The organism is Thermococcus sp. (genome assembly GCF_027066465.1).
Taxonomy (GTDB): Archaea; Methanobacteriota_B; Thermococci; order Thermococcales; family Thermococcaceae; genus Thermococcus.
Map to the genome: position 1 here is coordinate 1 of NZ_JAMONU010000108.1, position 10,450 is coordinate 10,450.

Consider the following 10,450-nt stretch of genomic DNA (forward strand, 5'->3'; position numbering starts at 1 on the left):
ATTGGAACTGCTTAAAAAATCTTTTTGATATTAAACTCCTTCTGAACTTGCACTCGAACAGTGCACAACTGGCTTTTTGCTATGGGTAAGAAGGGTACTCCTTTCGCCAGCCTTTCCCAAAGGCTGTGCAAAGCTTTCTCCGGAAAGTTTATTTGAAAGAATGCAAAGGTACATCTTGATGAAGATAGTTAAGGTTCCCTCAAAGGATAACGTTGGTGTCATCAACGCGGCGGCTCCACCCCAAGTTGAACTTGACATAGATGTCAAGGTTGAGAGGGGTAGGGTTATCCTTCGAATTACAAACCCAAATGCGACAAAGGTTGAGGTGGACAACGGAGTTGAACTGTACGAACACGCCGGTTTCTGGCGGAGGATTGAGACGGGAATAGTTTTTCTGGACAGAAGGATAGTTCTGATTCCCGGCGAGACCGTGGAGCAGGTTCTTCCCCTTGAGTTGCCTCCGGGACGTTACAAGCTTGTTAAGGTCGTCTACGTGGACGGGGCCAAGGTTAGGGTCGAGAAGGAGTTCAGGGTTTAGACCAAAACTGTTTCAGGTAAAGTCTCATCCTCGCTAAATCAACGGGCCTCATAGTTTCCACCATCCAGTCCGGGAAGTCCTTCTTAACGCTCCTCCACAAAACCCTGTAGTCGAGGATTATTATCGAGCCCTTCTCCTCCGCAGAGCGGTGAACCCTACCCGCTGCCTGAACCAGCTTCCTGTGGGCCGGCAGGTAGTAGCCGTAGTAACGGCCCTTTCCCGGGAACTTCCGCTCGAAGTACCTTATCTGGGCCTGAACGCGCGGAGTGGGTCTCGCGTAGGGAATCCCGACCAGTATGACTCCGTTCATCTCGTCTCCTGAGTAATCCTGCCCCTCGCTGTTTCTCCCGCCCATTACACCGAGCAGAACCGCTCCGTTGCCCTTCGCGTGGGCTTTAAACGAGGCAACCATCGCGTCGTTCTCGGCGGAGCTTGCCCCCTGCCGCTCAATGAATATCGCCTTCCCCGTTTCCTCAAGTCTGACCTCAAGGTTGGCCGAAAGGAGACCCTGGAGAACCTCGTAGGAGGCCGTAAAGACGCCGACGTTCTTGGGGATTAGCTTAACCGCCTCGACGATGTAGTCCACCATCTTCCTGTAAACCTGGAGCGAGCGCTCCTCACCGCGCGTCGAGACGTCTTTAGCAACCAGAACCTGGGCGTTCTCCCTTCTAACTATTCTCGGGAACTTCTTGAGGGTAGCTTTCTCAACCCCCATAACGTCTCTGAAGGCCTCAAGGGGGGTGAGCGTTCCGGAGGTGAAAATCGCGCTGTGAACTTCGTGAAGAAACGTCAGTGCCTTTGATGGGTCCAAAGCCACAAGCTCAAGGCTAAGGCCACTCTCCCTGCTGAGCAGAAAGAGGTAGTCCTCCCTTCCAATGAGCGAGAACCAGAGGAGCAGGAACTCTCCGACGCGGCCTATGTAACTCCTTGGTGGCTTGCCCTTCCCTATCCGGTCTTCCCTTATCGCCTCTCCGATTGAGACCATCTCGTTCAGCGTTTTAACGAGCCAGCGTTCGCTTATCCCAAGGGTTCTTATGAGATGAGCAAAGACCAGCTCGGGCTGAATAGGCGTCTCCTGAACTTCTCTCTCGGCGAGCTTCTCGTTGAAGAGTAGCTCCAAGCCCCTACCGAGTATGCTAAGAAAGTTTGCTATCTCGTTTTCCCTGTATTCATCGGCCTCTCTTATCGCCCTGTTGATTGTGTGAATGCTCAGCCTGTCGCTCAAAGCGGAAATCGCCTGGTCCGGCAAATTGTGAGCCTCGTCGAAGACGATTATCAGGTCGGAGTAGTCAATCCCTAGCGAGCTTATCAGGCTCTCCCTTATCGTCGGGCTTACCGCGTAGAGGTAGCTCGCAACTATGACGTCCGCCTTTTCGGCTATCCTCTTCGTTAAATCGTAGGGGCACAGCTCCAAGGTTTCGGCGTAGCTCAGGATTTCAGAGGGATGAGCCGGGCCTTCGAGGAAAAAATTGACCAGCTCGTTGAACTCGGTCTTTTTCTTCTTCTCGTTCTCGTAGAACTCACATTTTCCAAGCTTCTTCAGGTTCTTGCAGACGACCATAGCGGTGTAGGCATCGCTCGTGTACTGCCTCAGGTAGTTGTGGAGGCACAGCTCCTTCCTGCTCCTAAGCTCAACCCCTGAAACTCTCGCCTTCCTGTTTATCGCCTTAAGCTCCTCGATAACGCGGTCCATCTGCCTGTGAGTCCTCGCCAGATAGAGAACCTTGAGGTCGAGTTCCTTCGCGACGGGCAGAACCCCCGCCAGAATGCTCACCGTCTTACCGAACCCCGTAGGGGCCTCGATTATGGCGTTTTCTCCCCTCTCAACTGTCTTCCTGGCGAGTTCTATGAACTCCCTCTGATTGGGTCGAAGGGACTCGTAGGGGAAATACTGGAGGTCAATTTCCTGCATGGAAAGAGTTTTAACGGCACGCTTTTAACCTTTCCCGTGATGAAAATGGAAGAGCGGGAGAGGAAGCTGGTGGAATACGGCGTTGAGGCTTTAATAATAGCGTGGCTCGGATACCTCTTCCTCTACCAGAACTACCTCCTCAGGAACTGGCACAGGGGTCTACCCCTGCCGAGCAGGTGGCCCTTTGAACTCGGCGGGATTGCCATGGGGGCCGCGTTCTTTGCCTACGAGTACGTGAAGCTCATGAAGAAAACCGAGGCCTCAGAGAAGTCTAACGATGTACTCCCCAGAGATGCCGAGACCTGAAAAATCGTCTTCGCCAACGTCGAGAAAAGGTTTGTTCACCTCAACTATGGCGCTCCCCGAGGAGTCCGTGTGTTCAAAACTTCTCACGATGCCGTCCTTCGCCTCGACCCTAAACTTTCCCCTCCCCTCGCCGACGAGCGTGAAGCTCCTCCTCCCGAGCGCAAAGCGGAGGTACCTTATGAGGTGGGGAATGTCCCCTTCCCAGAGGTCTCGAACGTAGAACTCGTTCTCACCCATCGGCAGAATCTTCCCAACTATTCTGCGGTAGCTCTCCGAGAACCGGCAGACCGCTAGAGCAAAGCCCCTAACGAGGGCCTCGAGCTTTTTCCCCACGAACCGCTCAACCAGGTCTGCCGATGCCCTTGAAACCAGCGTGCTTCCGTCAACGCTCGCCGAGAGAATCAGCAGTCCCTTCGGGCCCTTCATCACGTAGGTGGCAGTTGACTCAGCAAAGGCCACGTTGAGCCTTCCGGTAAAAGTGAAGCTGAGCAACCGCTTCTTTACCCTGAGCCTGACCTCGTAGGGTTCCTCACCGAAAACCTCGGCCTCGAAGGGCAAGGAGTGAAAAAGCTCCCTTGGTTTCGATGTAACCCACCTGACGGCCTCCCAGTCAGCCGAGAAAGGCACCTCTGACGTCCTTGATTCCATCGCTGGACACCCTTGAGCAATGCTGAAGAAAAGTTTGAGAAGAGGCTTATAAAATTTAAGGAAGCGTCAAAGCTTCAGGTTCGGAATCTCCTCGATGACCTTGGTCGTCAGCTTGACAGCGGCATCGACGTCGCGCTCGTCAACAACTTCCGTGTTGGAGTGTATGTATCTTGCTGGAATGCTTATGCCGCCGCTCGGAACGCCTGCCTTGTTGAGGTGTATGGCTCCTGCGTCGGTTCCTCCGCCGGTGAGGATGTCCCACTGGTAGGGTATCTCGTACTTCTTCGCGAGGTCTTCCATCCACCTGACAATCGTCGGGTGGCAGATGACGGAGCGGTCCATTATCTTAATCGCAACGCCCTTTCCGAGCTGGCTTATCTGCTTGTGCTCCGGAGTTCCCGGAACGTCGGCCGCTATGGTGACGTCGAGGGCGAAGCCGTAGTCCGGGTCTATGCCAAACGCCGAAACCTTCGCTCCTCTGAGGCCGACCTCCTCCTGAACGGTCGCGACGAAGTAAACGTCCGCATCGGTCTCGCTCAGCTGTCTCGCCGCCTCAACGAGGGTGTAAACGGCTATCCTGTCGTCGTGGGCGATGCTGACGAGCCTGTGCTTTCCGAGCCTCTCCAAGCGACCGTCCCAGGTGATGACGGTGCCTATCCTAACGCCCATCTCCTCGGCCTCTTCCTTGCTCTCGGCACCGATGTCGATGAAGACCTGCTCCCAGGTCGGTGCTTTGTTGCGCTCCTCGGGCTTCTGGATGTGCGGCGGAACGCTTCCACCGACACCGTAGATGAACTTGTTCTTGTCTATCCAGACCTTGAAGCGCTGGGCTATCAACGTCCTCGGGTCAACGCCGCCGACCGGTGCCACTCTTAAGAACCCGTTCTTCTCGATGTGGGTCACCATGAGGCCAATCTGGTCCATGTGTCCGGCGAGCATGACCTTCGGCCCCTTTCCTTCCTTGTGCGCTATGACGTTTCCGAGCTTGTCCACCCTAATCTCGTCGACGTAGGGCTTGAAGGCCTCTATAACGACGTCCCTGACGCCAAGGAATTCGTATCCAGAAACTCCTGGGGCCTCAACAATCTTCTTGAGCAGTTCGAAGTCCACCATCGGCACCACCGTTTAGATAGTCATCGTAATGGGCTTTTAAGGGTTTAGGTGTGCAAAGATTCTCCCGACTGAATGCCGGATTTGGGAAGCCGAGCGACTAAGGTTTATAATCTCATTACTCAAAGAGAGGGCCATGAAGGAAGTCCTGCTGAAGCTCGGCGTGGTTCCATGTAAGTTCGTGGAGAGGCTCAACCGCTTCGTCGCTCTGGTCGAGGTGAACGGCGAAATTAGAAGGGCCCTTCTCACCAACACCGGTCGTTTGGAGGAGTTCATGATTCCGGGACGAAAGGTCTTCTGCACGCCCAAGAGCGGGGGAAAGACCGACTTCGTTCTGATAGCCTTCGAGGACTTGAACGGAAAGGGAGCGATAGTGGACACGCGGACTCAGGCCAAGGCCTTTGAAAGGGCCGTTGAGCTCGGCCTCGTCCCCTGGCTGAAGGACTGCTCGATAAAGTGGAAGGAAGTTCGCGTTGGGAATTCCCGCCTCGACTACCTCTTTGAGTGTCCCGGTGGAGAGCTCTACGGCGAGATGAAGAGCGCCGTCCTGAGGGGAGGCGAGAGGGGTGAGTACGCCATGTATCCCGACTGCCCAACTTTACGCGGCCGGAGGCACGTTAGGGAGCTAATCGAGCTTGTCAAAGCCGGAAAGGACGCGATAATCATCTTCATCGGAGCGATGCCCGGCGTCGAGAAGTTCCGGCCCTATGAGAAGGGCGACCCGGAACTCGCGAGGCTTTTGAGGGAGGCGAAGAAGGCCGGGGTTAGAATCGAGGCCCTCTCGATTTCACTCCTCCCCGACGGAAGGGTAATCCTCGAAAGGCCCTCGCTCAAGGTTGAGGTATGAGAACCGTTTTAAACCCGTGAGAAAAGTTAGGTTGGTGGTGGAGATGGCGATAGTTGACGTCAGGATTCTCGTTGAGGGGGCAAGCGACGTCGAAGTCGTGAGTAAAGCCCTTCAAGGGCTGGCCCTGGGAAGCGAATACAACATCACGATTTCCTCGATAATTCCGACGACTAACATAGACATCGCCAAGAGCGCGGCCGCTGGAGCGGACCTTCTCATCATAGCGACCGACGCCGACCGCGTAGGAAGGGAGCTGGCGGAGAGGCTCTTCAACGAGCTCGGCGAGATGGTCGGGCACATCGAGAGGATGAAGCTTCCGCTCGGCCACGACCTTGAGCATGTTGATGTAGAACTCGTTAGGAAAGAGCTCAGAAACGCCCTCGTTAGAGCAGGACTGAAGAGCCTCCAGGTTCTCCCGGAGTATATGGAGCTGAGAAAACAGCTTCTAGACATGAAAGGCCGATACGACCAGCTGGCCACTGAATACGAAAACCTCTACAGGGAGCACGAGGAGCTCCAGAAGAAGTACGAGGAGCTGCATGCGGAGTACGTTCGCCTCAGGAACGAGAACGAGGGGCTTAAGGGGCTCCTTGACAAGAAGAGCAGGCCGGTCAAGATTGAGGAGGCCTGGACGAACCTCTTCCCGGCCGAGCCCGTTCCGGATGAGAGAATTTTCGCCATAGCTGTTGAGAAGCTCGGCCTTGCCGGAAAGGTTGTCGTCGGTCAGGGCTACATTTTCGCGGAGGAAAAGGAGCTTATCGAGGAGCTCATGAAGACCGTCTACCTCAGCCTGGCAATCAAGGAGGGGCTGGAGGAGAAGCCCACACGGCAGGAGGAAGAAACCCCCGGGAAGGAGGAGCCAGAGGTTATTGATACCGAAGTAGAGCCGGAGGAGATTGAGTAAGGGCTGAGCAATGGACGTTATAGAGGAGTTTGAGACCTACCTTGACCTCGAGGGCAAGAGTCCGAACACCGTTAGGATGTACTCCTACTACGTCAGAAGATACCTCGAATGGGGCGGAGAGATAAACGCGCGCTCCGCCCTCCGCTTCTTGGCGAGGCTTAGGAGGGAGGGCTACTCCAACAGGAGCTTAAACCTCGTCATTCAGGCTTTGAGGGCCTACTTCCGCTTCGAGGGCTACGATGAGGAAGCGGAGAAGCTGAAGCCGCCGAAGGTGCCGAGAAGCCTGCCTAAAGCTTTGACGCGCGATGAAGTGAAGAGGCTCCTCTCCGTTATCCCTCCAATGAGAAAGAGGGACAGGCTGATTGTTCTCCTGCTCTACGGGGCCGGTTTGCGAGTGAGCGAGCTTGTCAACCTGAAGAGAGGCGACGTGGACCTGGAGAGGGGCATAATAGTCGTTCGCGGTGGAAAGGGCGCGAAAGACAGGGTCGTGCCGATTCCCGAGTTTCTGGTGGAGGAAATCCGCTCCTACCTCGAAACGCGCTCCGATTCGAGCGAATATTTACTCGTCGAGGAGCGGAGGAGGAGCAAGGACAAACTGTCAACGAAGACCGTCTGGTACCTCCTGAGAAAGTACGGGAAGAGGGCGGGCGTTGAAGTCACGCCCCACAGGCTTCGCCACAGCTTCGCAACGCACATGCTCGAGCGCGGGGTTGACATAAGGGCCATTCAGGAACTTCTCGGCCACTCCAACCTCTCAACGACCCAGATTTACACCAAGGTTACCGTCGGGCATCTCAAGAAAGCCCAGGAGAAGGCGAGGCTTCTGGAGGGGCTGGTTGAGTGAGCGGTGCACCATGCAGTACCGTCCCTTTTTAAAGACTGGTACAGCATACCGTACCAATCAAAGGCAAGCCTAACGGTCCTCTAGAGAACAAGAAAACATTAAGAAGACGTCAAAGCGCGCCCTTCCCCCTCAGCAGCGCGAGGTAGCTCGTGAAGGCTCCCGTTGAGATTGTATCGCCGAGGCCGACCGTTGAAACCGGGTTCTTAACGAGCCTCGTCGGGATTATCACGACCTTGTACTCCTTAGTTCTAAGCCTCCTCTTGGCCTCCTCAAAGCGTAGTTTTACGTACTCCCCGCGCTCGTTGTAGGGGACGCTCAGACCGACCCTGAAGTCCTCGGGCGAGCGGACGTCGCCGAGCGAGGCTCTCGCCGCCGCTAAAGTCGTCGCCAGCTCAAGGCTCTTCCTGAGTTCATCCTCGCTCAACGGGTTGTCAGCGTGGGTGATGTACATGAGGTAGTAAATCGTGTGGATTTGCAAAACTTCAAGGTTCATCTCGTCGATGAGGATTTTTCCGCCCAAGACGGTGTCCTCGATGCGGTTGTAGGTGAATATCCTTTCCGCGAGCTTGGAGTAGCCGAGGGCGCTCAGAACGTAGGCTATCTCAGACTCGTCCATGCCGACGCTGTCAACGAGCGGGAAGAGGTTGTAGATGACCTTCTTTCTCAATTCTCTGCTCTGTATCGAGGCGAACTCGAGGTGAACCTTAACGTCCTTCTCCCGCTTGAGGAGGAGGATGTCCTTCTTCGCCTCCCTGAGGTAGTAGTTCGCGTCCTTCCCGTTGGAATAGCGGAGCCTTATCCCCTGGTAGCCTGAAAGAATAGCACCGTCAACCTGGAGGCCAATCTCGGGGAGGAACGGCTTAAGCTCCGGCCTCGTGTAGATTCTTATGCTCTCAAAGCGAGCAGAAACGATGAAGCGGCCGGAGTAGGGAACTGTAATCGTCTCGTCGCCCAGTTTGAAAGTCGTGCCTGCGCGGAACTCGAAAATCCGATTCACCTTGACGGGGTCGTTCTCGCGGTAGGCCTCGCGGGGGTGCTTCAGAACGAGCTTTCCGTTCTCAACGACGGGGTAGAAGAGGTTCGTCTTCGGGACGAACATCTCGGCCTGCTTTTTGGCAAGGTGAGGGGTATAAACGATGACCTTTCTAAAGTCGAGGTTCGCAAGGAGGTTTGCTATTATCCCGGCCTGGCCTCCCATTCTCTCGACATCGTATTTGAAGTGAGAATCAAACCAGTCCTGAAGCTCCTCGTTGACGAGGGGAACTTCCATTGGCTTGCCGGTCTTGAGTGCGTGAACCAGCCTTGCAACGAAGTCCAGGGGTTCGTTTATCTCTCTTGGGAACTCCTCCATTCTCTTTCTGACGTTCTCGGCTCCCAGCTCGTCTATCAGCCTTTGAACCGTGGCACTGTCTAAGTAGATTATCGCATCAACGTTCGTGTTATAGGCCGTGAAAATCGACAGCTTCCTTGTTTCATCGAGGAGCTCCAGCACTATGTATCACCTACGGTGAGTAAAGAAGAAGAGGTTAAAAGAATTTCGCTAATCTTCAGCAATTTCAAGGAATTCAATTATCTTCCTTGTTATCTTCTCGAACTCCTCGATGTCCCTCAGGATTTCCTCGCGTCCCTCAGGATTCGCCTCCAGCAGTTTTCTCAGGGGAACGACGTACTCTTTCAGTATTCTGTTGGGAAAGAGGAGAAGCTTATGAAACGCACTTCTGGCCTTGTAAAGTTTTTTCTTGCCTAGTTTGGTGTAGTACACGAGGCCATCGTGTTCTAGGAGCCTCAACGCTGTGGAAACCGTTGACTTGCCGAGCCCAGTTTCCTGCGCCAGCTCCGTTATGGTCATGGGTTTCCCGGCGAAGAGCAGGTGGGCGTATATCCTGGCCGAGGCCGGGGGATAGCCAAAGCTCTCGAGCATCTTCTCAACGTAGAACCTTTCATCGTCGTTCATGGTCCTCTGTTCAATCCAATCGTTTTTAACTCTTTCGTTTGTTTTGTTTGTTCAGTTTAAACCGAACAAACCAAAAGTTCCGAAAAAGTTAAATAGTATGAACACCATAGAGACTCTGAGAACTTACAGGAGGTGGTTCCATGGCAAAGATTGTTGCCAACATGGAGGCCGAGATAAGCGATGAGGTCCTTGCGAAGTTCGCGGAGGCTCTGGGAGGCGGGTCCGGAAAGGGAATCTCCGAGATTGAGATGGAAGTCAAGGACGTTGGAGGCAAGTTAATCATCAAGGCCAAGCCCATAGAAGAGCCCGTCCTCGTTGCCGGAGCCTCTGCCCAAGGTGAGTGATGTGAAGTATCTCTCTCGTTTTGTTATTGACTTGGACGAAGAGAAAATAGCCAGGGAACTGTCGGAGTTTGGGGAGTGCGTTCTGGTCTTAAGGCAGAAAGGTTCTAAGCTCATCGTGACCTCAGAGAGAACAGGGTGCCTGCTGGGGGAGGGGCGCATGGAGACGCTTAAGGGCAAGGGACAGTGAAAAGAAGGGAACTTTTTGGCCCCTCCTCATCAGTACTCCGTGAATAGCCTCCCCAGTTCTGGAATCTTTTCCATGACGTCCATCTCCCTCAGGGCCAGCCAGAGCGAGGCTTGGTTGCTGGTAACCACCGGAACTCCGAGGTCGTTCTCGAGGGTCTCGATGATTTCGAAGGTCCTCCAGTTGGTGCAGCTTATGAAAATCGCCTCCGCCTCATCGGTGAAGCTCGCCTTCGCGAGGCGGTAAGCGGTGTAAGGTTCCAGCCTGCCGATTTCCAGGTTGTCCTCAAGACCGAGGCCCCGTATGTCGAGAACCGAGAACTCGTTTGCCTCAAGGAACTCCCTTTCCCGGGCGTTAATCTCGTCGGTGTAAGGGGTTATCACGATTAAGTCCCTCACATCGAGCATCTTCAAAGCCTCAACCACTGCGGTGCTGGTGCTTATTACCGGGACGTTAACGCCCTCCTCAATCTCCATCTCAAGCCTCTTTTCGTAGTCTTTTCCGCCGATGAAGGAACCGCTCGTGCACCCGTAGAGTATCAGCTCAACACCCGCATCCCTGAGCAGTCTGGCGCTCTCAACTGCCAAAGTGTTCATTTTAACCAGCTCTTCCTCCGTTACGTTCCTGAGCGGAACCCTGGCTGTGTGAAGCGAAACGCCCTCGGGAAGGTAATTGTGAAGCTCCATCTCCATCGTGGTGTTTGATGACGGCACTATCAGGCCGAGTCGTCCCCTCCACCCGTACATCTCTTCCACCCCTCTGGGTTTCTCGGAGGCTCTATTAAACCTTTGGTTTTGAAAAGGGATTAATACAATCGGCCGGACTCTCCTTTGGGTGGGAGCATGGAGCTGGACGAGGC

13 protein-coding genes are annotated in these 10,450 nt (G+C 54.5%); 7 read left to right on the forward strand and 6 right to left on the reverse strand.

Annotated features, from left to right (window positions below; all coding sequences use genetic code 11):
- Positions 1 to 178 precede the first annotated feature (178 nt).
- On the forward strand, positions 179 to 538 hold the full coding sequence (locus MVK46_RS04965) for an immunoglobulin-like domain-containing protein (RefSeq protein ID WP_297535541.1): 360 nt from the start codon (positions 179 to 181) through the stop codon (positions 536 to 538).
- Here MVK46_RS04965 and MVK46_RS04970 read toward each other — a convergent pair.
- On the reverse strand, positions 528 to 2,450 hold the full coding sequence (locus tag MVK46_RS04970; RefSeq protein WP_297535542.1) for a helicase C-terminal domain-containing protein: 1,923 nt from the start codon (positions 2,448 to 2,450) through the stop codon (positions 528 to 530). The genes MVK46_RS04965 and MVK46_RS04970 overlap by 11 nt on opposite strands.
- A 39-nt stretch (positions 2,451 to 2,489) precedes the next feature.
- On the opposite strand from MVK46_RS04970, the gene MVK46_RS04975 reads away from it, so the two are divergent.
- Positions 2,490 to 2,756 (forward strand): hypothetical protein, encoded by a 267-nt coding sequence (locus tag MVK46_RS04975; RefSeq protein ID WP_297535543.1) that lies wholly within the window; start codon positions 2,490 to 2,492, stop codon positions 2,754 to 2,756.
- On the opposite strand, the gene MVK46_RS04980 is transcribed toward MVK46_RS04975, so the two are convergent.
- Together MVK46_RS04980 and MVK46_RS04985 are read right to left on the reverse strand one after the other, a co-directional pair.
- A complete protein-coding gene (locus tag MVK46_RS04980; RefSeq protein WP_297535544.1) occupies positions 2,712 to 3,404 on the reverse strand; it encodes a hypothetical protein in 693 nt (230 codons plus the stop codon). The genes MVK46_RS04975 and MVK46_RS04980 overlap by 45 nt on opposite strands.
- Before the next feature lie 66 nt (positions 3,405 to 3,470).
- Positions 3,471 to 4,517, reverse strand: coding sequence for a M42 family metallopeptidase (locus tag MVK46_RS04985; protein WP_297535552.1), 1,047 nt, complete (start codon positions 4,515 to 4,517; stop codon positions 3,471 to 3,473).
- A gap of 133 nt (positions 4,518 to 4,650) precedes the next feature.
- Between MVK46_RS04985 and sfsA the strand changes: the two genes are divergently transcribed.
- The 3 genes from sfsA to xerA are packed head-to-tail and all read left to right on the forward strand — an operon-like array spanning position 4,651 to position 7,109.
- Positions 4,651 to 5,361, forward strand: a complete 711-nt coding sequence (gene sfsA, locus MVK46_RS04990) for a DNA/RNA nuclease SfsA (protein WP_297535545.1) — start codon at positions 4,651 to 4,653, stop codon at positions 5,359 to 5,361.
- 43 nt (positions 5,362 to 5,404) lie between these two features.
- Positions 5,405 to 6,265 (forward strand): toprim domain-containing protein, encoded by an 861-nt coding sequence (locus tag MVK46_RS04995; protein ID WP_297535553.1) that lies wholly within the window; start codon positions 5,405 to 5,407, stop codon positions 6,263 to 6,265.
- A gap of 10 nt (positions 6,266 to 6,275) precedes the next feature.
- Positions 6,276 to 7,109 (forward strand): site-specific tyrosine recombinase/integron integrase, encoded by an 834-nt coding sequence (gene xerA / locus MVK46_RS05000; RefSeq protein ID WP_297535546.1) that lies wholly within the window; start codon positions 6,276 to 6,278, stop codon positions 7,107 to 7,109.
- Positions 7,110 to 7,218: 109 nt separating this feature from the next.
- Here xerA and pfkC read toward each other — a convergent pair whose 3' ends face one another.
- Positions 7,219 to 8,601: an ADP-specific phosphofructokinase gene (gene pfkC / locus MVK46_RS05005; protein WP_297535547.1), complete on the reverse strand. Its 1,383-nt coding sequence runs from the start codon at positions 8,599 to 8,601 to the stop codon at positions 7,219 to 7,221.
- Positions 8,602 to 8,649: 48 nt separating this feature from the next.
- On the reverse strand, positions 8,650 to 9,063 hold the full coding sequence (locus tag MVK46_RS05010; protein ID WP_297535548.1) for a GbsR/MarR family transcriptional regulator: 414 nt from the start codon (positions 9,061 to 9,063) through the stop codon (positions 8,650 to 8,652).
- Between the two features lie 140 nt (positions 9,064 to 9,203).
- Here MVK46_RS05010 and MVK46_RS05015 point away from each other — a divergent pair, with 140 nt between their 5' ends.
- Both MVK46_RS05015 and MVK46_RS05020 read left to right on the forward strand, forming a co-directional pair.
- Positions 9,204 to 9,407, forward strand: a complete 204-nt coding sequence (locus MVK46_RS05015) for a hypothetical protein (protein ID WP_297535549.1) — start codon at positions 9,204 to 9,206, stop codon at positions 9,405 to 9,407.
- A 1-nt stretch (position 9,408) separates the two neighbouring features.
- Positions 9,409 to 9,594: a hypothetical protein gene (locus tag MVK46_RS05020; protein WP_297535550.1), complete on the forward strand. Its 186-nt coding sequence runs from the start codon at positions 9,409 to 9,411 to the stop codon at positions 9,592 to 9,594.
- 29 nt (positions 9,595 to 9,623) lie between these two features.
- On the opposite strand, the gene MVK46_RS05025 is transcribed toward MVK46_RS05020, so the two are convergent.
- Complete coding sequence (locus MVK46_RS05025; RefSeq protein WP_297535551.1) at positions 9,624 to 10,337, reverse strand: aspartate/glutamate racemase family protein; 714 nt, start codon at positions 10,335 to 10,337, stop codon at positions 9,624 to 9,626.
- Positions 10,338 to 10,450 lie beyond the last annotated feature (113 nt).

Coding starts and splice junctions, on each gene's coding strand:
- MVK46_RS04985 (WP_297535552.1), bottom strand. CDS start 4,517: ATGGTGGACTTCGAACTGCTCAAGAAGATTGTTGAGGCCCCAGGAGTT.
- MVK46_RS04995 (WP_297535553.1), top strand. CDS start 5,405: ATGGCGATAGTTGACGTCAGGATTCTCGTTGAGGGGGCAAGCGACGTC.
- MVK46_RS04970 (WP_297535542.1), bottom strand. CDS start 2,450: ATGCAGGAAATTGACCTCCAGTATTTCCCCTACGAGTCCCTTCGACCC.
- MVK46_RS05025 (WP_297535551.1), bottom strand. CDS start 10,337: ATGTACGGGTGGAGGGGACGACTCGGCCTGATAGTGCCGTCATCAAAC.
- MVK46_RS04965 (WP_297535541.1), top strand. CDS start 179: ATGAAGATAGTTAAGGTTCCCTCAAAGGATAACGTTGGTGTCATCAAC.
- MVK46_RS04980 (WP_297535544.1), bottom strand. CDS start 3,404: ATGGAATCAAGGACGTCAGAGGTGCCTTTCTCGGCTGACTGGGAGGCC.
- MVK46_RS05010 (WP_297535548.1), bottom strand. CDS start 9,063: ATGAACGACGATGAAAGGTTCTACGTTGAGAAGATGCTCGAGAGCTTT.
- MVK46_RS05015 (WP_297535549.1), top strand. CDS start 9,204: ATGGCAAAGATTGTTGCCAACATGGAGGCCGAGATAAGCGATGAGGTC.
- sfsA (WP_297535545.1), top strand. CDS start 4,651: ATGAAGGAAGTCCTGCTGAAGCTCGGCGTGGTTCCATGTAAGTTCGTG.
- xerA (WP_297535546.1), top strand. CDS start 6,276: ATGGACGTTATAGAGGAGTTTGAGACCTACCTTGACCTCGAGGGCAAG.
- MVK46_RS04975 (WP_297535543.1), top strand. CDS start 2,490: ATGAAAATGGAAGAGCGGGAGAGGAAGCTGGTGGAATACGGCGTTGAG.